The sequence below is a fragment of the Tardiphaga sp. 839_C3_N1_4 genome, assembly GCF_051811045.1.
GTDB lineage: Bacteria > Pseudomonadota > Alphaproteobacteria > Rhizobiales > Xanthobacteraceae > Tardiphaga.
Genome location: NZ_JBPWQD010000001.1, coordinates 4,838,509 through 4,864,747, shown reverse-complemented (window position 1 = coordinate 4,864,747; position 26,239 = coordinate 4,838,509). Strand labels below are relative to the sequence as shown.

Sequence of the window (26,239 nt, the reverse complement as noted above, 5' to 3'; positions counted from 1 at the left end):
CGAAATCCCTAGCTGCGCGGCGGCGTTGTACCCGCCGGCGGCACAGATCCGCTGCGGCGCGCGGCAGCCTGGGCCGAGGTCGAGTTCTCGCCGAAGGTCGCCTTGGCGATCTCGCCGATACCGGCCAGCGAGCCCAGCATGCTCATGGCTTCCACCGGCAGCATGATGACCTTCTGGTTCGGCGATTCCGCAAGCTGGCCAAACGCCTTGATGTATTTATCGGCGATAAAGTAGTTCAGCGCCGCAACGTCGCCCTTCGAAATTGCCTCCGACACCACCCGCGTTGCGTTGGCTTCGGCCTCTGCGGACCGCTCGCGTGCCTCGGCGTCACGGAACGCAGCCTCGCGGCGCCCTTCCGCCTGAAGGATCTGGCCCTGCTTGGCGCCTTCGGCACGGAGAATTTCCGACTGGCGCTGACCCTCGGCCTGCAGAATGTCGGCGCGCTTGACGCGCTCGGCCTTCATCTGGCGGCCCATCGCCTCGACCAGATCGGCCGGCGGCACGATGTCCTTGATCTCGATACGGTTGACCTTGAGGCCCCATGGCGACACCGCGGCATCGACGACGCGCAGCAGCCGCTCATTGATCTCGTCGCGATGCGACAGCACCTGATCGAGATCCATCGAGCCCATCACCGAACGGATGTTGGTCATGGTCAGCACAATGATCGCCTGATTGAGGTCGGACACTTCGTAGCTTGCCTTGGCCGCATCGAACACCTGGAAGAACGCGACGCCGTCCACCGTCACCGTGGCGTTGTCCTTGGTGATCACCTCCTGCTCGGGGATCGAGATCACCTGCTCCATCATGTTCATCTTGCGACCGACGCGGTCGAAATACGGGATGATGAGATTGAGACCTGGCGACAGCGTGCGGGTGAATTTTCCGAAGCGCTCGATGGTCCAGTCATAGCCCTGCGGCACGGTCTTCACGCCGGCAAACAGCGTGAAGATGATCAGCAGTACAACGGCGATGGCGAAAATGTCGTAACCGGACATCAAAGTCTCCCTGCGGCAAAATGGACGCGCAACATATGGCGCCTCGTTGTTTTGTCGGCGTGGAGGATTTTAAGGTTCGAGACCGGGAAAAGCGAGCGCCGTCACGTCTGCGCGAGGAAACTCCGCGGACCGCGGAGCTTGATGGCTTCTAGATCCAGCCCTGCAGCTCGCGCAGCACGAGCTGGCGGATCGTGTCCATGCCCTCGTCACTGTCGTTGAGGCAGGGGATTGCGGAGAATTGCTCGCCGCCATTGTGCATGAAGATCTCGCAATTCTCCTGCGCGATTTCTTCCAGCGTTTCCAGACAGTCGGCCGAAAAGCCAGGCATTACGACGGCAATGCGACGCACACCGTCCTTGGCAAGTTGCTCGATGGTCTTGTCAGTATAGGGCTGCAACCATTCGTCAAAGCCAAAACGCGACTGGAAGGTCAGCAGCAGCTTCGGCGCGTCCGGTCCGAGCCGCTTGCGCAGCGCTTCGGTCGTGGCCACGCATTGCGCCTGATAGGGGTCGCCCTTGTCGATATATTTCTGCGGCATGCCGTGGAACGACGCCACGATCATTTCCGGCACGAAGGACAGCGTCGCCAGATGCTTCTCGATTGAGGTCGCCAGCGCGCCTATGTAATCCGGCTCGTCATAATAAGGCGGCGTGACCCGCAGCGTCGGCTGCGCCCGCATGGTACCGAGCACGCGGAACACTTCGTCGCAGACGGTCGCAGAGGTCGCGGCAGAATATTGCGGATAGAGCGGCACCACCAGAATGCGGTTGCAGCCCTTTGCGGTGAGTTCAGCGATGCGGGAACGGATCGATGGATTGCCGTAGCGCATCGCCCAGTCCACCACGAGATGGGTATGACTATCGAGCGACGCAGCCAGCTTGTCCGACTGCGCACGGGTGATCGTCTTCAGCGGAGACTCGTTCTTCTCCGTGTTCCAAATCTTCAGATAATCCTTGGCTTTGCGGCGCGGCCGCGTGGTCAGGATGATGCCGTTGAGGATCAGTTTCCACAGCAGGCCCTGATTCTCGATCACGCGCGGATCGGACAGGAACTCTCTGAGATAGACGCGTACGCCGCGGGTGTCCGCGGTGTCGGGAGTTCCGAGATTGACCAGCAAGACGCCGACGCGTTCCGGTATCTCCAGGGTGGAGGCCGGTGGCTGCTCGAGGGAAACGACATTTGTCATGATGCCGGTGGCTTCGCGCTTTGGCTTGACCTTGTCAAGACGACGGACTGTCCATCAGGGCAGGACAGCGATCAGAAACAGGTGACGCGTTCGGCCGCGACATAGCCCAGCAGCAGGCCAACGCCAAACAGCATCACGAGCGCCGCCGCGCCGAACTCAATCCCCCGCATGACCAGCGCGCCGCTGCCATCGCGGCCACCGGCCAGACGGCCGGCAAGGCCCTTGGCGGAGACGGCGATGACGGCAATGGTCGCCACGGTAATCGCGGTTCCCAGACCCATCACGAAAGTAGCAGCGATGCCGGCCCAGAACATGCCCTGCGCCAGCGCGAAGACCAGCACGAGGATCGCACCGGAACACGGCCGGATGCCCACCGTGAACACGGCCGACAGTCCGCGCGCCCAGCCGCCGGGGCCTGCGAGCTGGTCCGGCGTCGGGCCGTGGGAATGGCCGCAATGCTCGTCATGAACGTGATCGTGATGACTGTGGTCATGGTGCGCATGTGCTGAAGCCGTCGCCTCGGCATGCGCCGTATGGGCGTGCGCATGAGCATGCGCGTGGCCATGAGCGTGCTCGTGGTGATGGTGGTCATGGCCGTGATCGTGCGTATGCGCGGACGCGCTGGCATGCGCCATCGCGAGCTGCGGGCCGGCGGCCGGCAGCGACGGTCGCAACGCACGGACAAAGCCGCGCCCCTTGCTCCAGACCAGCCGCGCGCCGAACGCCGCGATCAGGCCGTAGCTGGCGATTTCCACCCAGCGCTCGGTGCTGCACATGGTCTTGGCGGTGACATTCAGCAGCCACGCGCCAATGCCGACAATCAGCACCGCCACCAGCGCCTGCATCAGCGCCGAGACGAAGGACAACGCAATGCCGCGCCTGGCGGTCTCTTCATTGGCGACCAGATAGGACGAGATCACCGCCTTGCCGTGGCCGGGGCCTGCGGCGTGGAAGATGCCGTAGGCAAAGGAGATCGCCAGCAGCGTCCACACCGCGCTGCCGTCGGACTTCGCAGCACGGATGGTCGCCGACATCGCGCGATAGAATTCGGACTGCTTGGTGAGCAGCCAGCCGATGATGCCGCCGACCTGTGAGTCCGGCACGCCTTTCGGCGCCCCGAAGGGATTTTGCGCGAGAGCGTGATGCAGCGAAGCGTCGGTCATGGCGGCGACGACCAGCACTGCCGCACAAACAAGAACGACACTCCATCCGCTCGTCGTGGCCGGGCTTGTCCCGGCCATCCACGTCTTCCGGATGCCGGTGTCTAGGCGTGGATGCCCGGGACAAGCCCGGGCATGACGCGGGGAGAGACCTGTCGATGAAGTTACACTCATGGGCAATCGACCGTGATCTTGTTGGCGAACATGGCGCCGTAATTGCTGTTCTCACCATTCATGAAGGTGTCTTCATTCATGGTCTGCGCCTTGGCGGCGCCGTCCGACGGGCGCTGGATCGCCATCGTGCAGGTGGCCGGTGCACCGGCCAGCTTGATCGGATCCTTCTTCTCCAGACCGAAATCGACGAAGAAGCTCGGATCGAAGATTTCCAGCTCCATCTTCTTGGCCTTGAACGGCGTCTTGAACGGCAGCGTGAAGTGCAGCACCAGCGCGGCGTCGCGCTTCTCCAGATAATAGTCGACGGGATCGTTGAAGCGCTGCTTCTTGCCCTCGACCTTGGCGAAGGTAAAGAAGGCGAATTCCTTCAGCGACTCCACATTGGTCTGGGCCAGCGGCGCCAGTTCCTCGCGGGTATAGACGCCCTTGGTCTTGCTCTCGATGCCCTGCAGCGCATAGGTCGAGAACATGTCGTCGAACACCCAGGCATGACGCACACCTGTGATGGTGCCGTCCGGCGCGTAGATCAGTTCGCTCGACGCCGTGACGAAGACGTGCGGGTGGGCGGAGGCGGCGGTGATGCCGCCGGCCAGCGCAGCCATGATCGCGATCAGACCGAGAAAGCGGTTCATCAGAAGCATCACCTCACGCCGCCTCAGGCTCTTCCAACAACCCACGCCGCCGCAGCAGCGCATCCGGTGCCGGGGCACGACCGCGGAATGCAATATAGGCCGCTTCCGGATCGACAGAACCGCCCGACGAATAGATGTCGTCATGCAATCGCTTGGCCACCACGGGATCAAAGATATTGCCGGCTTCCTCGAAGGCGCCGAAGGCGTCCGCATCCATCACTTCGGACCACATGTAGCTGTAGTAGCCAGACGCATAATGATCGCCTGAGAAGATGTGTCCGAACTGGGTCGGGCGGTGCCGCAGCGCGATTTCCTCGGGCATACCGATTTTCTCCAGCTCCTTCTTCTCGAAGGCCGCGACATCGGCGAAGGCCGAAGCCGGCTGGGTGTGGAATTCGAGATCGATCAGCGCGGATGACACGAACTCCACCGTGGCAAAGCCCTGATTGAACTTGCGGGCAGCGATGAACCGCTTCAGCAGATCGTCGGGCAGCGGCTCACCGGTCTGGTAGTGCTTGGCGAAGGTCTGCAGCACCTGCGGCTGCTCCTGCCAGTGTTCATAGAGCTGCGACGGCAGTTCGACGAAGTCGGTGAACACCGAGGTGCCCGACAGCGAGGGATAGGTGACGTTGGACAGCATGCCGTGCAGGCCATGGCCGAATTCATGGAACAGCGTGCGCGCATCGTCCGGCGACAGCAACGATGGCTGGCCGTCGGTGCCCTTCGCGAAGTTGCAGATGTTCAGCACCAGCGGCGCCACGTCGCCGTCGAGCTTCTGCTGGTCGCGCAGCGAGGTCATCCAGGCGCCGGAGCGCTTCGACGGCCGGGCGAAGTAGTCGCCATAGAAGATAGCCTTGAGCGCCCCCTTGGCATCTTTGACCTCCCAGACGCGAACGTCGGGATGCCAGACCGGCACGTCCTTGCGCTCGGCGAAGGTGATACCGAACAAGCGCGTCGCGGTGTCGAATTGCGCCGCGATCATATGGTCGAGCGTGAGATAGGGTTTGATCGCCGCATCATCGAAATTGGCGCGGCGCTGGCGCAGCTTTTCGGCGTAATAGCGCCAATCCCAGGCGGCGAGCTTGAAGTTGCCCCCCTCCTCCGCAATCAGCTCCTGCAGCGCATCGCGGTCGGCCAGTGCGCGGGCGCGGGCCGGCTTCCAGACGCGCTCCAGCAGACCGCGCACGGCTTCCGGCGTCTTTGCCATGGAGTCTTCCAGGCGGTAGGCGGCGAAGGTCGGGAAGCCCAGGATCTTCGCGGTCTCTTCGCGCAGCTTCAGGATTTCGACGATGGTGTCGTTGTTGTCGTTGGCATTGCCGTTGTTGCCGCGCTGGATGAAGGCCTTGTAGGCCCGCTCGCGCAGGTCGCGCCGCGCTGAGCTCTTCAGGAACGGCTCCATCGATGAGCGCGACGTGGTGATGATCGCCTTGCCGGTCATGCCGCGCTCGTCGGCCGAGGCCCTGGCAGAGGCGACGAAGCTCTCGGCGAGCCCATCGAGATCGCCTTCGCCGAGCTCCATGAACCACTCCTGCTCGTCGCCCAGCAGATGATGGCTAAAGCTGGTGCCGAGATGCGCCAGCCGCTCGTTGATCTCGGCCATCCGCGCCTTGGCGGCCTCGTCGAGGCCGGCGCCCGAACGATGAAAGCGCGTATAGGTCCGCTCCAGGAGACGCATCTGCTCTGTGGTGAGGCCGAGCTCGGCGCGCTTGTCGTGCAGCGCCACGATGCGGCCGAACAGCACGGCATTCATCATGATCGGATTCCAGTGCCGCGCCATCCGCGACGACACGTCCTTGTCGATCTCCAGGATCGCCGGATTGGAATGCGCCGACACCAGATCGTAGAACACCGACGCCACGCGGCTGAGCAACTTGCCGGAGCGCTCCAGCGCCGTGATCGTATTGGCAAAGTCAGGCGCGGCCGGATCGTTCACGATCGCGGCAATCTCGGCCGAATGGTCGAAAAACGCCTGTTCGAAGGCCGGCATGAAGTGCTCGGGCCTGATCTCGTCGAATGGCGGGGTCTCGAACGGGGTCTGCCAGGCTTTCAGAAGCGGATTTTCGTGACCTTTCGACGCAACCGGCGAGACCGACGTTTCTGACATAAGAAATCCTGCTTTGAAGCCCAGAGAATGCGTCGATCTATACCACGCGATGGGGCTTTTTTGGGCCCTTTAGTGCTTGCCGCAGCAGGCTTTTTCGGAGAGATTGCGGCCCGAAACAGGACCTTGAGATTATGACCACCTCCACCGCCCCCCGCCGCATCTACTGGCCCAGCGTCATCACCGTCATCTCGGCGGCGATCCTGATCGGCGCGGAAGTGTTCGGCGCCGCCTTCGCGGGCGGCTGGGCGCTGTCGATCCTGTTCGGCCTCTCCACCACCGGCGAGCACATCCTGCAAGTCTGCCTGTTCCTGTGCGGCGTCGCCATCATGGTCGCCTTCCTGCGCACCGCCGCGCGGATCGAGCCGTTCACCCGCCGCGGCTGATCGCTGCGCGCCCGCGCAGCTCCACTCTCCGGCTTCCTCACACTCGACCGTCATTGCCCAGCCAGGCGCGCGATTGCGTGCTTGAGTCGAGCGCCAGTCACCCGGGCTGCTCGTGATTCGTCGCCGGCTGTAGCGTTTACGGAATCCTCCCCCTTGCGGAGGAAGACACCGAGAGCGAGATCACAGCCGCACGAGAGGACGACTACAGGAACGTGACGCTGGTGTAGTTCAGCACTCCACGCCAGCCTCAGACTACGCCAATTCCTTAACCGAACTTAACATCCGTTCATGTTGAGCGCGCTGAGTGCGTCTCGTTTGCAACGCGGCGCGATGGCGTTGAATAAAATGCCCCACAGCCCAAAAAAATTGTTGCGTAGCAGGGTCAAAGAACCTATTTCCGGTCTTGCCCAATTTCGCACGTGCCTGTGGTCGTGTGTCAGTCGGTAGGTATCCGGACAAGAGGCCGGACAGCCGCCAAGGGATGAAGAAGCCGAGGGTCGTTCGCGGAGTTTTGCGAAAGGCCAGCATCTCTCTCCAGAGATGCCGTTGAAGGTGACTTTGTTCTTTGCAACCGTGACTGGCAGCCGGAGGCGAACCGGCGCACCTCGTTCTCAACGGGGGACGCGACTTAAAGCAACGACGGAGCGGGCTTTTTTGGTCTCTGCTGGCTTTCCAACAGCCAGCGCGAATACCGAAGAGGCTTGTCCTTCATTGCCAGGTGTGCGGTAGGGTCACCCCCAACCAATCCACGGCAGCACTTACGGTCTGTACTTTTGGCTTTGTCACGCCTCCATCGCGTGCCTGGGTCCGAAAGCGCTGAACCGTCATCATTTTTTGAACGTGACCCTTTCGCAGGGCCGTTTGGGAGAGTGCTATGACCGAACGTATTCAGGAATTCCTCCGCGCCCGCCGCAACGAGGGCACCGATGTCGAGCCGTGCCTCGTCGTCGACCTCGAAGTCGTGCGCGACAACTTCCAGAGCTTTGCGAAGGCTTTGCCCGACAGCCGCGTGTTCTACGCGGTGAAGGCAAACCCGGCGCCGGAAGTGCTGTCGCTGCTGGCCTCGATGGGCTCGTGCTTCGACTGCGCGTCGGTGCAGGAAATCCAGATGGCGCTCGACGCTGGCGCCACGCCGGACCGCATCTCTTTCGGCAACACCATCAAGAAGGAACGCGACATCGCGCGCGCCCATGCGCTCGGCATCGGCCTATTCTCGGTCGACTGCGCCGCTGAAGTTGAGAAGATCGCGCGCGCCGCTCCCGGCGCCCGCGTGTTCTGCCGCATCCTCTACGATTGCGCCGGCGCCGAGTGGCCGCTGTCGCGCAAGTTCGGCTGCGATCCGGAAATGGCTGTCGACGTGCTGGACCTCGCCAAGCGTCTTGGCCTGGAGCCCTATGGCATTTCGTTCCATGTCGGCTCGCAGCAGCGCAAGGTGAAGGCATGGGACCGCGCGCTGGCGATGGCCTCGTCGGTGTTCCGTGACTGCGCCGAGCGCGGGATCAACCTGTCCATGGTCAATATGGGTGGCGGCTTCCCGACCAAGTACCTCAAGGAAGTCCCGGCGGTCGTGCAGTACGGCCGTTCGATCTTCCGTGCGCTGCGCAAGCACTTCGGCAACGCGATTCCGGAGACCATCATCGAGCCGGGTCGCGGCATGGTCGGCAATGCCGGCATCATCGAAGCCGAAGTCGTTCTGATCTCGAAGAAGAGCGACGAGGACGATGTGCGCTGGGTGTATCTGGACATCGGCAAGTTCGGCGGTCTCGCCGAGACCATGGACGAGTCGATCCGCTACGCCATCAAGACGCCGCATGACGGCGCCGAGATGACACCCTGCGTGCTCGCCGGCCCGACCTGCGATTCGGCCGACGTGATGTATGAGAAGCTGCCGTATCCACTGCCCGTGACGCTCGAGATCGGCGACAAGCTGCTGATCGAAGGCACCGGCGCCTATACGTCGACCTATTCGGCAGTGGCGTTCAACGGCTTTCCGCCGCTGCGCACCTTCCATATCTGACCATATCTGAGCGTTGCAAATCTGACGTCGCTCACTATATCCGGCATCCACCCCGGATATGACTAATCGGAGAGCCGGCCCGCCGGCTCTCATCCCGTCACCTTCCAATTCTGGATGACAACACTCCGTGTGAAAAACGGAGTGGGGACCGACATGCCATGACCGATCTGCACGAGACCGCCACTAACAACACTGTTGCCCTGCCCATCGCAGCCCCTTCGTACGAGATCCGTGCGGAACGTGGCTCCGACGTCGCCGCCCGTGAATCTCTGCTGGATGTGTGCTTCGGCGCTTCGCGCCATGCCCGCACCTGCCAGCGACTGCGTGACGGACGACTGCCCGCCGAAGGCCTGGCCTTCTCGGCGGTGGTGCAAGGCAGGCTGGTCGGCACGATCAGGCTTTGGCATGTCGACGCCGGGGGCCGAGCTGCGTTGATGCTCGGCCCCCTAGCGGTCGATCCGGGTGCCCGCGACCTTGGCCTTGGCGCCGCGTTGATGAATCACGCGATCGCCGAGGCCTCGGCGCGCGGCAATGGCGCCATCGTGCTGCTCGGCGATGCGCCTTATTACGCCCGCTTCGGCTTCATGCCCCAGAAAATGACCGATCTGGCGCTGCCCGGGCCGTTCGAGCGCGATCGCCTGCTCGGCCTCGAGCTGAAGCCCGGAGCGCTGGATGGCGCCCGCGGCATCATCTTCGGAAGCGGTAAATGGGTCCGCAAGGCTGCTGAGACTGCCGATCTGGCCCACGCAGCTTGATTTGACCACCAGGAAACGGCATTGCGGAGCTCACCTCCGCAGGAGAGCCCGGTAATGACGCGCAAACTGATTTCCACCGGATCGCCATTCGAAAAGACCGCTGGCTACAGCCGTGCGGTGGTCGACGGCGATTTCTGCTTCGTGTCCGGAACCACCGGCTACGATTACACCACCATGATCTTGCCGTTCGATGTCACGGCACAGACACAGAACTGCTTCAAGACCATTGAAGCCGCGCTGAAGGAGGCCGGCTTTGCCATGGCCGATATCGTGCGCGCGATCTACTACATCACCGACGCCAGCGACGCCGACAAGGTGTTCGCGGTGACCGGTGCCCATCTCGGCGAGATCAGGCCCGCTGCTACGCTTCTCGTGGTCTCCGGACTCTACAAGCCCGAGATGAAAGTCGAAATCGAAGTCACCGCCAAGCGCCACAGCTGATCGTCAACCGCGCGTCAGACACACCCGTTGGACGTCGCTACTATCAACGGCGCCATCGCCGGTTGACTTTCAGTGCAGGATACATAGGTTTCGGCCATCATGACGAACCTGCCTCGCAACCGCTTACTGCTCCGCGCCGGTCACCTTCAAGCAGGAATGTGACCCGGGCGCACGCGCGCGTGCCGTCCGGGCTTGTTCGATTTCAGCATCCTCATCATTCTTGGCATGCTCGGGCGCTTTGCGCGCCGGGCGTCATTTGGCTGTGAAACCCATGATCCATACCCTTCGCACTGAGCTGCCGCCCATCACACTCCGCCGTAGCGACCGTGAGCGTCTCGGCGTGCTAGCTGACGCCGCTGCAGAGAAATACCCTGTGACCGCCGACTTTCTGGCCGGCGAAGTTGAGCGCGCGACGATCGTGCCTGACGCTCATCCATTGCCCGGGATCGTCGGCATGGAGTCCGATGTGACGTTCCGCGACGATATCAGCGGGCAGGAAAAGCACGTCACACTGGTCTATCCGACCTCCGCCGACGTGGACGCCGGGCGAATTTCGGTATTGACCCCGATCGGAGCCGCGCTTATCGGCCTTTCTGCGGGGCAGTCCATTACATTCGAGACGCCCTCGGGGGAACCACGTTCGCTGACCGTTCTCTCGGTCGGCACACGGCGCTGAGCTGCATTTAATACTGGCATCGAGATTTCATTCCCGAAATTTCATTCTGATGTCACATCGTCACTGTCCTTTCCCAACCGCGCAAGACGCAGCGCGTTCATCTTGATCCTGTCTGGAGTTAGAAGCTGATGTCCTCATCCCCCGCCTCGCCGATCTACGCGAAGATCACTGGCCCCATCGTGATCGTCGGCTTCGGCTCGATCGGCAAAGGCATGGTGCCAATGATTGAGCGGCATCTCGACTACGACAAGTCGCGCATCACCGTGCTCGACCCCAAGGATGAGGGCCGCAAGGCGCTGTGCGACAAGCATGGCCTGCGCTTCATCCAGCAGGGGCTGACCCGGGAGAATTATCGCGAACTGCTAACGCCGCTGCTCACCGAAGGCGGCGGCCAGGGCTTCTGCGTGAACCTGTCGGTCGATACCGGCTCGGTCGATATCATGGAGCTCTGCAACGAGCTTGGCGCGCTCTACATCGACACGGTCAACGAGCCTTGGCTCGGCTTCTATTTCGACGCCTCGAAGGGCGCCGAAGCGCGCTCCAACTACGCGTTGCGCGAAACGACGCTGGCCGCCAAGAAGGCACGTAAGCCCGGCTCGACCACAGCCGTCTCCTGCTGCGGCGCCAACCCCGGCATGGTCTCCTTTTTCGTCAAGCAGGCGCTGCTGAACGTTGCTTCCGACCTGAAGCTCAATGCCCCGCAGCCGAAGACCAAGGCCGAATGGGCGGACCTGATGCGGCAGGCCGGCATCAAGGGCGTCCACATCGCTGAGCGCGACACGCAACGCTCCAAGTCGCCGAAGCCGCCAGAGGTCTTCGTCAACACCTGGTCGGTCGAAGGCTTCCTCTCGGAAGGCGTACAGCCGTCCGAACTCGGCTGGGGCACCCATGAAAAGTGGATGCCGGAGAATGCACACACGCATGAGGCCGGCTGCGGCGCTGCGATCTACCTGATGCAGCCCGGAGCCAATACGCGCGTGCGCACCTGGTGCCCGACGCGCGGCGCGCAATACGGCTTCCTCGTCACCCACAACGAGTCGATCTCGATCTCCGATTATTTCACGGTGCGTGACGCTTCGGGCACCGCGGTCTTCCGGCCTACCTGCCACTATGCCTATCATCCGGCGGACGATGCCGTGCTGTCGCTGCACGAGATGTTCGGCTCCGGCAAGATGCAGACGAAGCACCACATCCTCGACGAAAACGAAATCGTCCACGGCATCGACGAACTCGGTGTGCTGCTCTACGGCCACGGCAACAATGCCTACTGGTTCGGCTCGCAGCTCTCCATCGAGGAGACGCGTGAACTCGCGCCCTATCAGAACGCCACCGGCCTGCAGGTGACCTCGGCCGTGCTCGGCGGCATGGTCTGGGCGCTGGAGCACCCGAACGAAGGCATCGTCGAGGCCGACGAGATCGACTTCGAGCGTCTGCTGGAGATCCAGACGCCCTATCTCGGCCCGGTGAAGGGCTATTACACCGACTGGACGCCGCTCGAAGGTCGCCCGGGCCTGTTCCCGGAAGATATCGACACGAGTGATCCCTGGCAGTTCAAGAACGTGCTGGTGCGTTAGCGAACACTCCGCCCTCATCCTGAGGAGCAAATGGCGGCTGCATCTCGCAGCCGCCATTTGCGTCTCGAAGGATGGCCGCGGGCTCCGTGCCCTCATGGTTCGAGACAGCGCTGAAGAAGCGCCTCCTCACCATGAGGGTCGGACAGAGGCGCCCGCTCCCTATTTCGCTAGATAATCAAACGCCACTTCGCCCAATCCCAACGTCAGGTCGCACTTGAAGTGCAACGCCGACACGACCTCTTTCACCGGCAAACGCGCCACATCCGCCAGCGCATGCGGGAACAGCCCGAGTGCCGCGGGTCCGGTCCAGGCTTCCTTCAGATTGATCTCTTCCAGGTGATAGCGCACCAGCTCGCAGATGCGCGGTGTGCCGTCGACATGCGGGATGATCTTGAGAATAAAGTTCGGCACCGTCAGCGCATGCATCACCGTGTCATGATCCACCGGGCGATGTTTGTAGCCCATGGTGCCGGACGCACAGAGCACCGAACCGTAATGCAGCGTGCCGACCAGCACGTCGCTTTCCACGGCGATCTTTGGCGTCGCGCGCTTCTTCGGGAAGCCCCAAAGCTCGCGGCCGCCCGCAATCGGCGCATCGTCGTCGAGATACATCGAGTGGATATAGACACCCTCGACGCCATTGAGGCGCACCGGAATCGCCTGCCCGGTTTCGGTGTAGTCGCCGAAGCCGGTGGAATCCGGCATGCGGATGAATTCGTATTTCACGATATTATCGACGATTTCGAGTGGCTCCGGCACCACGGCCTGCAGCGCTTCCATGTCGGTGCGATAGCTGATGATAAAATATTCGCGGTCGTAGAATTTGTAGGGCCCGGGCGGAAACGACGGATTGGTCAGCGGCATCGAATAGGCGTTGCGTCGGACGTCGTCGATTTTCATGAAGCCCCCCTGTGATCTCGTGCGCAGGGAGTATGGAGGCGACCGGTGAAGCTGGCGAGACTAGATTGCGGGCATCTGACCCAGCCAGCCGCCGTGGACACGTGAAAACACGAGACCACGATGACATATGAGCTTAAAAAGTGCCGTTTGAAACGCCGTCCATGACGGGCGCAAATATTGGGAAGCCGGAGTGTCAGACGAGAGACGTGCAGCCGAAATGGAAGCGATCCGCGCCAAGCTGATTCCGCTGGAACAATATCGCAAGCTACTCAACGGACCCGAACTCGTGTCGGAATGGCTGATGGTCGATCAGACGATGATCGATACGTTTGCAGACGCCACCCGCGATCATCAGTTCATCCACACCGATCCCGAGCGCGCCAAGGCTGAGACGCCGTTTGGCGGTACGATCGCCCATGGATTTCTAACGTTGTCATTGCTGTCGACGCTGGCTTTCGATGCGATGCCGGGCGTCGAGCGAACGCGGATGGGCGTCAACCATGGCTTCGAGCGCGTGCGGTTCAACAGTCCGGTCAAATCCGGCACGCGGGTGCGCGGCAAGTTTCGCTTGGTCAAGCTGACCGAACGCGTGGTTTCGCTGCAATCGGCCTGGGATGCGGTTATCGAAGTGGAAGGTGTGACCAAACCGGCTTTAGAAGCGTACTGGATCACGCTGGCGCTTCTGGATCCCAACACCGACTGAACGCATCGCTCGCTCAGCGTATGACTACTTCGCCGTGATCGGCGGCGCCGTTTTCTCCGCAGGCGCCGGCGGCAACGCCGGCTTGGCGCCGGCATCGCGTGCTTCTGCATCCGGACGCGCCGGCTGCGGCGGCGTTTCCTGCGGGCGCTGGCCAGTGGCCGCGGGTTCTGCGGGGGCCGACGGCTTGCTCTCGGCACCCGGCGTCGACTGCAACGGCGGCGTCGCCTGCGCCAGTCGCGCGGATGGTGGCGTCAGCGTGAGCCGCGCCATTGCCGACGTCGATGCGCCCAATCCTGCTGCGGTCGCCAAGATCGCGATCGTGAAATACGTCCGGAACACGCGCGTCTGGGTCGTCGGGATCATGGCATCCACCGCAGTTAATGTGCGGTGACAACGGGAGCCGGCCGCCAAAGTTCCCGAGCCGGAAAGTCGCAGATCGCCTATGGCGCCTTGGACATTCTCCGGACGACTAGTCCTTGGTGCTGACGTCCCATGTGGCGTTGCGTACGCCGGCATACGCCTCGAGCCGGGCGGCCACAGCATCCAGCTCCTTGGGATCGACGGCCGTCGAGACCAGCGTGGCGACGATCTCCTGCTGGGTGTCGCTCTGCTCGATCACATCGACATCCCCGACCGGATATTTTGCGGCTTCCAGCGCCTCCTGCAGGCGCTCGCGCATCTCGGGTACCACCTCGGGCGAGACCGTGAGCCGCACGTAGTAGGTCACTTCCGACGACTTCGCGTCCAGCGGCGCCCGGTTGATCGCATTGACCAGCGGCCGCAGCAGCGTATTGCCGGCCAGCACGAAAAACGTAAGCGCGATAGCCTGTGCGATCATGTCTGCGCCGGCGCAGGAGCCGACCGCGGCCGAACTCCACAGCGTGGCCGCTGTGTTGAGCCCACGCACATTGGTGCCTTCCTTCATGATGACGCCTGCGCCGAGAAAGCCGATGCCGGAGACGACATAGGCGATCACGCGCACCGCGCCATCGGCACCGTGCAGCTGCATTGCGAGATCGACGAAAGCGGCCGCCCCGAGCGCCACCAACACATTGGTGCGCAGGCCCGCGGTGCGCTGGCGATATTGTCGCTCCGCACCGATCAGCGTGCCCAGCACAAAGGCCGTGGCCAGGCTGAGCAGCGTATCGAGGAAGTCGTAAGTCTGGAATGTCGCCAAAAATCGCATGATGCCTGCATGCGTACAGGAAGTGACGGGCGGATGACAATGCCGCCCCGCACCAACCGTCGTGAACTCCCTCTCCCCACAGGGGAGGTGAAAGAGCTACAGCTCCAGCAACCCGGCGTCGCCGTCCTGATCGGCAAAAGCCAGCAGCGTACCCTTGGCATTCCAGGCCAGCGCGCTAACGGGCTGCCCCTTGTTGGCCCGCACCAGAATTTCCGCGCCATCGGTCATGCGGACCATCAGGATGGTGCCGTCACTGTAACCGGCGGCCAGGATGTCCTGCTTGGGATGACAGGCCACCATGGTGACCTTGGCCTTGAGCGGCGCCAGCATCGCCGGCTCCTTGCCCATCGGGCCGTCCTTGCTGCCGAACGGCCAGATGATGACCGTATCGGCGCCCGAGGTCGCGAGACCCTTGCCGCCGGCGCTCCAGGCAATGGAGCGCACGCGTGCGGGATAGCCGGTCATGCGCATATGCTTGCCGTCGACGAGACGCCAGCCGTGCAGCGCGGGCTCGTGCATCGCGGTGACCAGAAACTTGTTGTCCGGGCTGAAGGTCACACCGAGATGCGAGCCGGCCCACTCCAGCACTTCGGCATTGCCGGCCATGTTGGGAAACCACAGCGTCACGCCGTTGTAGTGGGCTATCGCGAGCCGTAGCCCTTTGGGCGCGAATGCAAGGCCGCCAACGGTCGATGGCACCTCGAAGAATTTCACCTCTCCCTTCGGCGCCTGCACGAAGGCCGTCTTGCCCGCCGACCACGCCACTGCGCCGTCAGGATGCAGCGCAACGCTGTCGATCCAGCGCCGCTTGGCGTCGGTCGCAAAGGTCGAGACTGCGCCGTCGCGGTCGAGCACGGCGACCTTGCCGTCGTCACAGCCCATCACGATCCGCTTGCCGTCGGAGGTCGAGCACAGGATGCCTCCAAAGGCGACCTCGACCGGCGACATCGCGCCTGCCGGATCGACCAGCGTAACTTTCTCTTCGGCGCCGACAAAGGCTGCCTTGTCGCCGAGAAAATGCACTGATGTGACCGACGCACCGATGGCCACCGGCAACACGCGGTCGGTGACTGAAACGATGGATTCCTGCTCCTGCAGCGGATTGAAATCGGACATCATCAGGCGGGGATGCAGCGTTCGAAGCCGTCGCGGATTAGCTGCTCGGGCAGATCGCGACCGATAAAGACGAGGCGGCTTTCGCGCTTCTCGCCGTCCTTCCACGGCCGCTGATGATCCCCTTCCAGCATCATGTGCACGCCCTGAAACACGTAGCGGTCATCGTCGCCGGAGAACGACAGGATGCCCTTGGAGCGCAGAATCTTGCCGCCCTCCTTGGCCATCAGGTCCTGCAGCCACGGCATGAAGGTCGAGGCATCGAGCGCCTTGTCGGTGCGCAGCGACATCGAGTGCATGTCCTCGTCGTGATAGTGCTTCAGCCCGCCATGACCGTGATCGTGGTGATGATGGCCGTGATCGTGGTCATGATGATCGTGACCGTCGTCCGCGTTGAGGAATTCCGGTTCAATCTCCAGAATACGATCGAGATCGAACGCGCCGCGCTCCAGCACGTCGGACAGCTTCACCTGCGCGCGTTCGGTCTTGTGCAGCTTGGCATAGGGATTGATCGCGCGGATGCGCGCTTCGACTTCGGCGAGCTCAGCCTTCGAGACCAGATCGATCTTGTTCAGCACGATGACGTCGGCAAAGGCGATCTGATTCTTGGCTTCCGGCGCGTCCTTGAGGCGGTCGCTCAGCCATTTGGCATCGGCTACGGTCACGACGGCATCGAGCCGCGCATGGGCCTGCACATCCTCGTCGACGAAGAAGGTCTGCGCGACCGGCGCGGGATCGGCGAGACCCGTGGTCTCGACGATGATCGCGTCGAACTTGCCCTTGCGCTTCATCAGGCCGTCGAGAATGCGCACGAGGTCGCCGCGCACGGTGCAGCAGACACAGCCGTTGTTCATCTCGAACACTTCTTCGTCCGCGCCGATGATGAGGTCGTTGTCGATGCCGATCTCGCCGAATTCGTTGACGATCACAGCATATTTCTTGCCGTGATTTTCCGACAGGATGCGGTTCAGCAGCGTGGTCTTGCCGGCGCCGAGATAGCCGGTCAGCACGGTCACGGGAATTTTGTTGGCAGTCGCTTCAGACATGATTTCTCCGGCGGGTCTTTTCAGGGGCAGCGCCGGCAGCAGGGGTGCCCCTGCGCTAACTGGTCAGCGCGCTCGTCAGCGCCTTTATATTGTGCCTGACCATATCAATGTAAGTGGGTGCATCGCCGTTTTCGGGCGTCAGGCTATCGGAATACAGCGTTCCGCCGATTTTTGCCCCGGTCTCGGCGGCAATCCGGCGCATCAGCCGGGGATCGGCGATATTTTCCAGAAAAACCGCCGGAATTTTCGAGATCTTGAGCTGGGTGATGATGACCGCGATATCCTTGGCGCTAGGCTCGGAATCTGTCGAAACGCCCTGCGGCGCAATAAATTCGATGCCATAGGCCGCCGCGAAATAGCCGAAGGCGTCATGGGTCGAGATCACCTTGCGGTGTACCGCAGGAATGGTGGCGATGGCCGCCTTCACGTCATTGTCGAGGGCAGCCAGTTTCGCAAGGTAGGCCTCGGCATTCGCCTTGTAGGTGTCCGCACCGGCCGGATCGGCCTTGGCCAGCGCATCACGAATGTTTGCGACGTAGATCCTGGCATTGGCCACCGATTGCCAGGCATGCGGATCCTCGTGCGAGTCGAGCTTGCGCGGTGCAATGCCCTGTGTCGCAGTGACGATGACAGCCTTGCCGCCGGATGATTTCACCAGCCGCGGCAACCAGCCCTCGAAGCCGAGACCATTGACGACAACGAGCTTCGCATCGGCGATCTTTTTCGCGTCACGCGGCGTCGGTGTGTAGACATGCGCATCGCCATTCGGGCCGACCAGGGTCGTAACAGCTATCCGCTCGCCACCGACATTGCGCACGAAGTCACCCAGGATGGAGAAGCTGGCGACAACGTCGATCCTGTTCTGCGCACGAGCTGGAAGGATTGCGGTGACCAGCGACAGGACAGCACAAAGGACGAATACGCTGGACTTCCGCATGACTGACACACCTATGCCTCAAGATGCCGGCCGGGAAACAACTGCCTCACCAAGCCACTGACATTGCCGAACAAAACCGAAAACACGTAGAGCACCGCGGCGACCAGAATGATCGCAGGACCGGACGGCACCTTGGTCTGGAACGACAGCACCAGACCGAAGTAACCGGAGATCATCGCGCTCGCGACGGAGATCATCATCATCCCCGTGATATCGCGCGACCAGAACCGGGCGATGCCCGCCGGCAGGATCATCAGCCCCACCGCGAGCAGTGTGCCGAGCGCGTGAAAACCGTTGACGAGATTGACCACGACCAGCGCGAGAAACGCCAGATGCGCGGGTGCACCGGCGCGCGAGACCGTGCGCAGAAACACCGGATCGACGCATTCGATCACCAGCGGGCGATAGATCACCGCCATCACCAACAGCGTGATCGTCGCGTTGAAGGCGATCACCAACAGCGTCTGATCGTCGAGCGCGAGAATGTTGCCGAACAGCACATGCAGCAGATCGATATTGGTGCCACGCATCGAAACGATGGTGACGCCGACCGCCAGTGATACGAGATAGAAGGCCGCAAGCGATGCGTCTTCCTTGATCACGGTCACGCGCGAGACGAGACCCGCGAGCAGCGCGACGGAAAAGCCTGCAATCAGGCCGCCAAACGTCATCGCAAACAGGTTGAGCCCCGAAAACAGGAAGCCGATTGCCGCCCCTGGCAGGATCGCATGTGCCATCGCGTCGCCGACGAGGCTCATCCGCCGCAGCATCAGGAACACGCCGATCGGCGCGCCGCCGAGCGCGAGCGCGATGACGCCGGCCAATGCACGACGCATGAATTCAAATTCGAGGAAAGGCGCGATCAGCGCATCGTAAAGCATGTCGATCAGGCCGCGCGTGAATGTGCGGGATCGACGACGCAGGTACCCGCGCCGTCATCGAAGGCTTCACACATGCGCCGCGCCTCGAGCAGGTTATCCGCCGTCAGCACTTGTTGGGTTGGCCCCCAGGCGACAGAGCCACGCGCCAGCAGCAGCGTCTCCGGGAAATGCGCGCGCACCATCTCCATATCGTGCAGCGCCGCCAGCACCGTGCGCTTTTCGGCGTGCCAGTGGCGCACCAGCGCGATCAGGTCGGCCGAAGTCTTCGCGTCGATGGCATTGAACGGCTCATCGAGCACGATGACGCGTGCGTCCTGCAACAACACCCGCGCAAACAGCATCCGCTGCATCTGGCCGCCTGACAGCGTGCCGATATTGCGGTTCTCGAATCCATTGAGGCCGACGGAGGCGAGCGCCTGTCCTATTTGCGCGCGCGCGGTCTTGCCAAGGCCGCCGAATATGCCCGTCGCGCGCCACAGGCCGGTGCCAACGAAGTCGAACACCGAGATAGGGAATGTGCGGTCGATATCGACGCTCTGCGGCAGGTAAGCGATGTCGCGTGCCTTCAGTCCGCCAAGCGTGATCGCGCCCGTCAGCGGCTTCAGGATGCCGACGATGCCGCGAAACAGCGTGGATTTGCCGGCGCCGTTCGGCCCGACCACCGCGAGCAAACTGCCAGCTGCGATCTCGCCATTGAGGTGATGCACCGCCGGATGCCGGTCATAGCCCAGTGTGACATTCTGGAAAGCGAGCTGTGCCGTCATGATGGCCTCATCGCCAGCAGAACCACCGCCCAGAGCGCTGAGGAGACCACCAGTGCCGCCCCGAGGCGTGCCGGCAACGTCATGCGCAGGATCGACCAGTGCGCTGGCTGGGCCGGATGCGGGCTTGCCGGGCCGTGGCTGTGGGTATGACCGTGGCCGCGCGCGTGACCATCGGAATGGTCATGACCGTGGGAATGGGAATGCGCCATGAAATCGGGCCTGGCCAATGAATATCCGGCGCCAAGGCGCCTGACCCTCATTTATGTTATAATATAACATACCGCAAGCCCGAGAGGGCTCAAGCGAAGTGGCGGACCAGCGCCAGGCCGGCAAAGAGCCCGGCAATCGACAGCACCACCGAGCCCAGCACATAGGCCAGGGCGAGGCCCAATTCGCCGCGCTCATAGAGCACTGCCGTATCCAGTGAAAAGGCCGAAAAGGTCGTGTAGCCGCCAAGGATGCCGGTCATCAGGAACAGGCGCCATGGCTGCGAGGCCTCACCCTTGAAAGCGAGATAGCCGGCAATCAGGCCCATCACCGCGGAGCCGGTGACATTGATGATGAAGGTGCCCCACGGGAACGCCGTCCCCATGCAGCGGGCGCATGTCATGTTGATGACATACCGCAAGGTGGCGCCAAGCCCGCCGCCGACGAAAACCAAAATATAATTCATCGAACACCCGCTGCGCTTGGTGGCTTGCATCGTTCCGTTCTGCCGCAGCGTGCCTGCGGCGGCAAGTCGCAGCAGGCCAACCAAGACACGAAAACGTCACGACAACGAAAAAGGGCGGCAGCTTGCGCCACCGCCCTTCCCGCGCGTCATTAAACGCAAATCGAAAGCGATCAGACCGCCTTGCCGAACTGCTCGTCGACATATTCCCAGTTCACGAGATGATCGACGAACGCCTTGAGATAGTCGGGACGACGGTTGCGGTAGTCGATGTAGTAGGAGTGCTCCCAGACGTCGACGCCGAGGATCGGGGTCGCACCATGGACCAACGGGCTTTCGCCGTTCGCGGTCTTGGAGATTTCCAGCTTGCCGTTCTTGACCGAGAGCCAGGCCCAGCCGGAGCCGAACTGGCCGACGCCTGCGGCGGCGAAGTCGGTCTTGAACTTCTCGAGACCACCGAGGTCCTCGGTGATCTTCTTCTCCAGACGGCCAGGCAGCTTGTCGCCACCGCCGTTCGGCTTCATCCAGTTCCAGAAGTGGAGATGGTTGTAGTGCTGGCCGGCATTGTTGAAGAGCGCGGCATTCTTGCCGAACGAGCCCTTCACGATTTCTTCAAGCGATTTGCCTTCGAATTCGGTGCCCTTCAGCAGGTTATTGCCGTTGGTCACGTAAGCCTGATGGTGCTTATCGTGATGGAATTCCAGCGTTTCCTTCGACATATGCGGCGCGAGCGCGTCATAGGCGTAAGGCAGATTGGGAAGCGTGAAGGTCATGGGTCAAGATCCGCAATAATGGGAGAGTTGGCTTAACGGGAACCCTTATAGAAGGTTCCGCCCGGCTCCGACACTCCCATCTTTGCGATCCCGATCGCTTCGCGATCAGGCCGCGCTCGGCATTGCGGCGGAGACGGCATCGCGCCGCACTGGCGGCTTCACATTCATCAGCATCTGGAAGCATCCGGCTATCATCCCGATCACGACGGCGAATTGCCAGGCGCGATCATAATTGCCGAGATGCGAGAAGATCATGCCACCGCCCCAGGCGCCGAGGAAAGATCCTGCCTGATGGCTGAGGAAGGCGATGCCGGTGAGTGTCGCCATGAAGCGCAACCCGAACAGCTGCGCGACGAGGCCGTTCACCAGCGGGACCACGCCGAGCCACAGCGATCCCAGCACGGCTGCGAAGACCATGGTCGTGGTCGGCGTCGCCGGAAAATAGAAATAAGTGGCGAGCGCCAACGAGCGAACGATGTAAATTCCGCCGAGCAAAATCTGCTTCGGATAACGGCCGCCAAGCCAGCCAAAGGCATAGGAGCCAAACACATTGAACAGACCGACTATTGCCAGCGCGGTGGCGCCAAGCGACGCGTCGAGGCCGCAGATCGCCAGATAATTCGGCAGATGCGTGGTGATGAATACGAGCTGCAGGCCGCAGACAAAGAACGACAACGCCAGCACGATATAACCGGAATGACCGAGTGCGGACTGCACCACTTCTCCCAAAGATTGCTGCAGCTCATCCGCCGGTGCACGTTCGATCTTGTCGGACTGGCCAGCAAACAGCGCAGCGGGGAGCATCACTGCAGCGAGGCCGAGAAAGCCGATCAGCGCCACTTGCCAGCCCGCCGTCGAGATCAGCGTCTGCGCCAGCGGCGACGCGATGACGAGACCGAGCGAACCTGCAGCCGACACCGCGCCCATGGTGACGCTGCGCTTGGCGGCGGAGACGCTGCGCGAAGCTACCGTCATGGTCATGCTCGACGCCGTGCAAGACAGTGCGAGGCCGACACACAGGCCGGCGCCCAGGGTGAAAACCAGCGGCGTGGTCGCGACCATCATGAAGACGAGGCCGGCCGCATAAATCAAAACGCCGATGATCATCACGTGACGGGTACCGAAACGATCGGCGATGGCACCGACGAAGGGCTGCGAGATGCCCCAGATCACGTTCTGCAAAGCGGTGGCCAGCGAGAAATCGGCCGTGGTGATTGCGGTGTCGCGCAGAATCGAGGGTTGAAACAGGCCGAAGCTCTGGCGCATGCCCATGGCCAGGCTGAGCAGCGTCGCCGCGCCGGCCAAAATCGCCCAGCGCTGGTACTTGGAGAGCTCCGCCTCGGTCATTCCAACGTTTCCTTGATCCCTAGAATATTATTCTCAGATAAGCACTGGATTCGACAGGTTACTACCCTCGGACCGACCTATAAGGGCTGCACAAAGCGCAGAGGTGGCGACCGAAATGAGCATCGAAATCGAGATTGTGACCGGCGATGCCTCATGGCCGAGCGTCAAACCGCTGTTCGACCTGGTTTGGCCGCGCGAGGCGGTCGAGAAACTGCCCTGGGGACACGTGGTCTTCGCCTATCCCGAATTGCGGGTCATCGTGGAGGACGACGGACAGCCGGTCTGCCATGTCGGCCTGTATCGGCGCGAAGGCATATGGGAGGATCGCAAGACGCGGATTGGCGGCATCGGCGGCGTTGTGACGCATCCCGACTATCGTCGTCGCGGTCTGGCCAGTCTGGCGCTCACCGCCGCACTCCATACGCTGAAAGACGAACGCGCCACCGATTTTGCGCTGCTATTCTGTGAACCGCACAATCTGGATTTCTACACCCGCCGCAACTGGAAGCCGTTCATCGGCGAGGTCTATGCCGAACAGCATGGCGAGCGGGTACGCTTCGATGTCATGACCCCGCTGGTGTCCTACCTGAAGCGAGCGCCGCATGAAGGCGAGATGGACCTGTGCGGGCTGCCGTGGTGACCGCCACCGGTTGACCTGAGCAAGCTGCGTCAAATTGAATCGATCATGATCATTTGAGACGCTGAGTAGTCTCAAACGCATCGCCGCGGCATTGCACAAATCCAATTTCTTGTTATGCAGACCGCCTGATCCGAGGAGACACGCATGGCCGCCAGATTCACTGTTATGATCGCATTGCTGGGTGCAGTGTTCGCAGGCTCCGCTGCGCAAGCCCAATCGGGCGGCGAAGCAACGGGTGTCTGGCAGACCCAGGCCGGCGATGCACAGGTGCGGGTCAGCAAATGCGGGACCATTCTGTGCGGCACCGTCGTCTCGCTGCGCGACAAGATCGATCCGCAGACCGGCAAGCCGCCGATCGACGACAAGAATCCCGATCCCGCGCTGGCCAAGCGCTCGATGATCGGCATTCACCTGTTCTACGATATGCGCCCAACCGGAGCGAACACGTGGTCGGGCCGAATCTACAATGCTGATGACGGGAAGATCTATACCAGCAACGTGGCACTGGTCGGCCCTAACACGCTGAAGGTCGAGGGCTGCGTCGGCGCATTCTGCGGTGGCGAGAACTGGACCCGCGTCGGCCGGTAACTCGGCTCGCTTCTTTCAGACTGACATGGCCTTCAACGCGGTGGCCGCCGAGGCGTAGCCACCGCGCGCTCCATCGATGAAATGTACGTGATCGCTGCGGATGGCTGACGGCGTGAAGCACGTCATCATCGCCGCATCCTGCCGATGCAGGCCATAGCGCGCCGTTCCTTCCGCGGCTGCCGCAACAAGACGCTGCTCCAGCGCGCATTCGAGATCTGGCGTGCAATCCAGGATCATGCGCAAGCTATCGTCATACTTGCGGAAATCCGAGTTCTCGACCAGCTGCTGCACGTAGGTCTTCGGCACGAAGCCGCCGACGCTGATACCAAAACGCATCAACACAAAAACGAACAGCGTCCGCGCCATCACCCAGATACGAAAGCGCGACAGCGATTTCGCGCCGCGGCCAGCCCGGATTTCGTAGCCGAGACCCGCGGGCGGCCACGTCATCGCGGGACCGCCTGCGGGTACGGGACGGCCCGCATTTGGACTGCGTTCGACCAGCGCGATAATGTCTTCGATAACGCGACGAAATGCGGATGGGTCGGCTCCCGCTGCAGCCGTCACCAACACCGACAGAATCAAACCATGTGCCGATGGAATTTCCTCGAAGCGACATGAGAGCCCGGAGAGATCGGGATAGATCCCGACAGGTGCCGGCGTCACCGCGAATTCGCCGCGCTTCATCGCGGCCTCTGCCCAGCCCAATCCGCCACCGGAAAACATCGCATAGGACACGTTCTTCGACGGGCCGAAGCGCGCCACGCGCACATCCAGCCCCTGCGCGCGGATGTCCTTGATCGGCACCAGGGCCACGCGCATCACGAGATCGAGATCGCTCTTCACCCAGGTCGCCGTCGCCGCCAATGCCCCGCGGGCGCGATCCAGATCGTCCGGCGAGACTGCGAAGCTTGCACCATCGCCGCCGAACACGAACGGGAATTCGCGGCCGTCCAGCGCATTGGTCACGGCCGCGATGACGGCAGCGCCGGCCATGTTGACGGCCTTGTAGCGCTGTTCGGCGATGGCCTTGGTGGATTCGACGATATCGGCGACGCCGATGATCCAGTCATCCGGCAGCGGCTTGTACAACGCCGGGTCCATCACCCGGTCGAAGCCGTAAAATATTGAAATGCCGTCGTAAAAAGCGCTGACGCCGGTCGTCATGATACGAAATGATCCTGCGGCAACGTTGCGTCAACCCAATGACGCCCCCGAGTCAGGATTCATAGCACGCAATTTCGACGAACGTGCGGTATCAGCAATCCAAAGTCGTCTGCCGCTCCCATTCAGTGAGCTGACGGCAGTGCTCATTCCAATCGCTGTGTTTGAGCTTGAGGTACGACCCGACCACGGCCTCGCCGAGCTGCGCCTTCAACACGTCGGATGCTTCGAGCGCGCGCAATGCATCGAGCAGGTTCAACGGGAGCTGCTTTGCCTTCGTGGTCGAGTCGCGTTCGGTATACATGTTGATGTCGAGGCGCGGGCCGGGATCGCGGCTGTTGGCCATGCCGTCGAGGCCGGCGGCAAGCAAGGTAGCCGGCAGCAGATAGGGATTCACCGCGCCATCGGGCAAACGGAATTCGAACCGGCCCGCATCGGGAATGCGGATCATATGCGTGCGATTGTTGCCGCCGTAGGTCACCGTGTTCGGCGACCATGTCGCGCCGGAGAGCGTGCGCGGCGCATTGATGCGCTTGTAGGAATTCACCGTGGGATTGGTGATCGCGCAGACCGCTTCGGCCGAATGCACGAGTCCGCCGATGAAGTGATAGGCGGTCTTCGACAGACCGAGTTCACCGCTTTCGTCCTCGAACACGTTCGAACCGTCTTTGGTCGACCACAACGACGCATGGACGTGGCAGCCATTGCCAGTAAGATTGACAAACGGCTTCGGCATGAAGGTCGCCTTGAACCCGTGCTTCTCGGCAATCGACTTTACCATGAACTTGAAGAAGGCATGGCGATCGGCAGTCTTCAGCGCCGTATCGAACTCCCAGTTCATCTCGAACTGGCCGTTGGCGTCTTCATGGTCGTTTTGATACGGCTTCCAGCCGAGCGCAATCATCGCATCGCAGATTTCGGCAACGATCTCGTAGCGCCGCATCAGCGCCTGCTGGTCGTAGCACGGTTTGCTCTGCTGATCGGCGGGATCGGAAATCGCGGTACCGTCCGGCGAGATCAGGAAGTATTCGCATTCGACGCCGGTCTTGAGCTCGACGCCCTGCTCCGCAGCCTTGGCGATGAGGCCTTTCAGCACCTGACGCGGATTCTGGGCCACGGGCTTCCCGCCCATATAGAGATCCCCGGTGACCCAGGCGACGCCGGGCTTCCATGGCAGCAATGTGAGCGTATCCATGTCCGGCATCACGAGGACATCGGGGTCGGCTGGCGTCATGTCGAACCATGCCGCGAAACCAGCAAAGCCCGCGCCGGATTTGGCGACGCTGTCCATCGCAGTGGTCGGCACCAGCTTGGCGCGCATGCCGCCGAACAGATCGACGAAGGCGATGAGAAAATATTTGAGGTCGTGTTGTTTGGCTAGTTCGGTCCAGGTCGTCATTGACATCTCCGAAAGTAAACCAGCCGTT

General features: G+C 62.1%; 28 protein-coding genes. 9 read left to right on the top strand and 19 right to left on the bottom strand.

Annotated features, from left to right (window positions below; translation table 11 throughout):
• Window positions 1-8 precede the first annotated feature (8 nt).
• The 5 genes from AB8A38_RS23290 to AB8A38_RS23270 form a co-directional block, all read right to left on the bottom strand.
• Entirely contained in the window at window positions 9-998 is a 990-nt protein-coding gene (locus AB8A38_RS23290) for an SPFH domain-containing protein (protein ID WP_089265787.1), read from the bottom strand.
• Window positions 999-1,146: 148 nt separating this feature from the next.
• A complete protein-coding gene (hemH, locus tag AB8A38_RS23285; RefSeq protein WP_439087580.1) occupies window positions 1,147-2,184 on the bottom strand; it encodes a ferrochelatase in 1,038 nt (345 codons plus the stop codon).
• Between the two features lie 71 nt (window positions 2,185-2,255).
• On the bottom strand, window positions 2,256-3,347 hold the full coding sequence (locus AB8A38_RS23280; RefSeq protein WP_439088589.1) for a nickel/cobalt transporter: 1,092 nt from the start codon (window positions 3,345-3,347) through the stop codon (window positions 2,256-2,258).
• Window positions 3,348-3,514: 167 nt separating this feature from the next.
• Window positions 3,515-4,150: a DUF1007 family protein gene (locus AB8A38_RS23275; RefSeq protein ID WP_439087579.1), complete on the bottom strand. Its 636-nt coding sequence runs from the start codon at window positions 4,148-4,150 to the stop codon at window positions 3,515-3,517.
• Between the two features lie 13 nt (window positions 4,151-4,163).
• Window positions 4,164-6,254 (bottom strand): M3 family metallopeptidase, encoded by a 2,091-nt coding sequence (locus tag AB8A38_RS23270; RefSeq protein WP_315843931.1) that lies wholly within the window; start codon window positions 6,252-6,254, stop codon window positions 4,164-4,166.
• Window positions 6,255-6,385: 131 nt separating this feature from the next.
• On the opposite strand from AB8A38_RS23270, the gene AB8A38_RS23265 reads away from it, so the two are divergent.
• The 6 genes from AB8A38_RS23265 to AB8A38_RS23240 all read left to right on the top strand — a co-directional run bounded on the left by AB8A38_RS23265 (window position 6,386) and on the right by AB8A38_RS23240 (window position 12,100).
• A complete protein-coding gene (locus AB8A38_RS23265; protein ID WP_068728984.1) occupies window positions 6,386-6,637 on the top strand; it encodes a hypothetical protein in 252 nt (83 codons plus the stop codon).
• Between the two features lie 874 nt (window positions 6,638-7,511).
• On the top strand, window positions 7,512-8,654 hold the full coding sequence (locus tag AB8A38_RS23260; RefSeq protein WP_068728986.1) for a type III PLP-dependent enzyme: 1,143 nt from the start codon (window positions 7,512-7,514) through the stop codon (window positions 8,652-8,654).
• Between the two features lie 158 nt (window positions 8,655-8,812).
• Window positions 8,813-9,409: a GNAT family N-acetyltransferase gene (locus AB8A38_RS23255; protein WP_439087578.1), complete on the top strand. Its 597-nt coding sequence runs from the start codon at window positions 8,813-8,815 to the stop codon at window positions 9,407-9,409.
• 54 nt (window positions 9,410-9,463) lie between these two features.
• Entirely contained in the window at window positions 9,464-9,850 is a 387-nt protein-coding gene (locus AB8A38_RS23250; RefSeq protein ID WP_439087577.1) for a RidA family protein, read from the top strand.
• Window positions 9,851-10,121: 271 nt separating this feature from the next.
• Complete coding sequence (gene rnk, locus AB8A38_RS23245; RefSeq protein ID WP_315843933.1) at window positions 10,122-10,526, top strand: nucleoside diphosphate kinase regulator; 405 nt, start codon at window positions 10,122-10,124, stop codon at window positions 10,524-10,526.
• Between the two features lie 128 nt (window positions 10,527-10,654).
• Window positions 10,655-12,100 (top strand): homospermidine synthase, encoded by a 1,446-nt coding sequence (locus AB8A38_RS23240; RefSeq protein ID WP_439087576.1) that lies wholly within the window; start codon window positions 10,655-10,657, stop codon window positions 12,098-12,100.
• Window positions 12,101-12,259: 159 nt separating this feature from the next.
• Here the strand turns inward: AB8A38_RS23240 and AB8A38_RS23235 are convergent, their stop codons facing one another.
• Window positions 12,260-13,000: an acetoacetate decarboxylase gene (locus AB8A38_RS23235; RefSeq protein ID WP_315843935.1), complete on the bottom strand. Its 741-nt coding sequence runs from the start codon at window positions 12,998-13,000 to the stop codon at window positions 12,260-12,262.
• 217 nt (window positions 13,001-13,217) lie between these two features.
• On the opposite strand from AB8A38_RS23235, the gene AB8A38_RS23230 reads away from it, so the two are divergent.
• The gene (locus tag AB8A38_RS23230; RefSeq protein ID WP_410001888.1) at window positions 13,218-13,703 is read left to right on the top strand and encodes a MaoC family dehydratase; all 486 of its coding nucleotides are present in this window, start codon (window positions 13,218-13,220) and stop codon (window positions 13,701-13,703) included.
• Window positions 13,704-13,727: 24 nt separating this feature from the next.
• Here the strand turns inward: AB8A38_RS23230 and AB8A38_RS23225 are convergent, their stop codons facing one another.
• The 11 genes from AB8A38_RS23225 to AB8A38_RS23175 all read right to left on the bottom strand — a co-directional run bounded on the left by AB8A38_RS23225 (window position 13,728) and on the right by AB8A38_RS23175 (window position 22,420).
• On the bottom strand, window positions 13,728-14,066 hold the full coding sequence (locus tag AB8A38_RS23225) for a hypothetical protein (protein WP_439087575.1): 339 nt from the start codon (window positions 14,064-14,066) through the stop codon (window positions 13,728-13,730).
• Window positions 14,067-14,172: 106 nt separating this feature from the next.
• Window positions 14,173-14,889: an MgtC/SapB family protein gene (locus AB8A38_RS23220; RefSeq protein WP_089265780.1), complete on the bottom strand. Its 717-nt coding sequence runs from the start codon at window positions 14,887-14,889 to the stop codon at window positions 14,173-14,175.
• A 96-nt stretch (window positions 14,890-14,985) separates the two neighbouring features.
• Window positions 14,986-16,008, bottom strand: a complete 1,023-nt coding sequence (locus AB8A38_RS23215) for a WD40 repeat domain-containing protein (RefSeq protein WP_439087574.1) — start codon at window positions 16,006-16,008, stop codon at window positions 14,986-14,988.
• Window positions 16,008-17,048: a CobW family GTP-binding protein gene (locus AB8A38_RS23210; RefSeq protein ID WP_231079121.1), complete on the bottom strand. Its 1,041-nt coding sequence runs from the start codon at window positions 17,046-17,048 to the stop codon at window positions 16,008-16,010. Before AB8A38_RS23210 ends, AB8A38_RS23215 begins: the two co-directional genes overlap by 1 nt.
• Window positions 17,049-17,103: 55 nt before the next feature.
• Window positions 17,104-17,985, bottom strand: coding sequence for a metal ABC transporter substrate-binding protein (locus AB8A38_RS23205; protein ID WP_439087573.1), 882 nt, complete (start codon window positions 17,983-17,985; stop codon window positions 17,104-17,106).
• Between the two features lie 11 nt (window positions 17,986-17,996).
• Window positions 17,997-18,866 carry a metal ABC transporter permease gene (locus AB8A38_RS23200; RefSeq protein ID WP_439087572.1) on the bottom strand — a complete coding sequence of 290 codons (870 nt, stop codon included), beginning with the start codon at window positions 18,864-18,866 and terminating at the stop codon, window positions 17,997-17,999.
• Between the two features lie 5 nt (window positions 18,867-18,871).
• Window positions 18,872-19,630: a metal ABC transporter ATP-binding protein gene (locus AB8A38_RS23195; protein WP_439087571.1), complete on the bottom strand. Its 759-nt coding sequence runs from the start codon at window positions 19,628-19,630 to the stop codon at window positions 18,872-18,874.
• On the bottom strand, window positions 19,627-19,839 hold the full coding sequence (locus AB8A38_RS23190) for a hypothetical protein (protein ID WP_439087570.1): 213 nt from the start codon (window positions 19,837-19,839) through the stop codon (window positions 19,627-19,629). Before AB8A38_RS23190 ends, AB8A38_RS23195 begins: the two co-directional genes overlap by 4 nt.
• 89 nt (window positions 19,840-19,928) lie before the next feature.
• Window positions 19,929-20,303: a fluoride efflux transporter CrcB gene (gene crcB, locus AB8A38_RS23185; RefSeq protein WP_439087569.1), complete on the bottom strand. Its 375-nt coding sequence runs from the start codon at window positions 20,301-20,303 to the stop codon at window positions 19,929-19,931.
• Window positions 20,304-20,473: 170 nt separating this feature from the next.
• Window positions 20,474-21,073 carry a superoxide dismutase gene (locus AB8A38_RS23180; RefSeq protein ID WP_093757222.1) on the bottom strand — a complete coding sequence of 200 codons (600 nt, stop codon included), beginning with the start codon at window positions 21,071-21,073 and terminating at the stop codon, window positions 20,474-20,476.
• Between the two features lie 105 nt (window positions 21,074-21,178).
• Entirely contained in the window at window positions 21,179-22,420 is a 1,242-nt protein-coding gene (locus AB8A38_RS23175) for an MFS transporter (RefSeq protein WP_439087568.1), read from the bottom strand.
• A 115-nt stretch (window positions 22,421-22,535) separates the two neighbouring features.
• Here AB8A38_RS23175 and AB8A38_RS23170 point away from each other — a divergent pair, with 115 nt between their 5' ends.
• Together AB8A38_RS23170 and AB8A38_RS23165 are read left to right on the top strand one after the other, a co-directional pair.
• Window positions 22,536-23,060 (top strand): GNAT family N-acetyltransferase, encoded by a 525-nt coding sequence (locus AB8A38_RS23170; protein WP_439087567.1) that lies wholly within the window; start codon window positions 22,536-22,538, stop codon window positions 23,058-23,060.
• Window positions 23,061-23,204: 144 nt separating this feature from the next.
• On the top strand, window positions 23,205-23,648 hold the full coding sequence (locus tag AB8A38_RS23165; RefSeq protein WP_092145969.1) for a DUF2147 domain-containing protein: 444 nt from the start codon (window positions 23,205-23,207) through the stop codon (window positions 23,646-23,648).
• A gap of 15 nt (window positions 23,649-23,663) precedes the next feature.
• On the opposite strand, the gene AB8A38_RS23160 is transcribed toward AB8A38_RS23165, so the two are convergent.
• Complete coding sequence (locus AB8A38_RS23160; protein WP_439087566.1) at window positions 23,664-24,815, bottom strand: DUF3095 domain-containing protein; 1,152 nt, start codon at window positions 24,813-24,815, stop codon at window positions 23,664-23,666.
• Between the two features lie 91 nt (window positions 24,816-24,906).
• Window positions 24,907-26,211, bottom strand: coding sequence for a type III glutamate--ammonia ligase (gene glnT, locus AB8A38_RS23155; protein WP_439087565.1), 1,305 nt, complete (start codon window positions 26,209-26,211; stop codon window positions 24,907-24,909).
• Window positions 26,212-26,239: the final 28 nt, after the last annotated feature.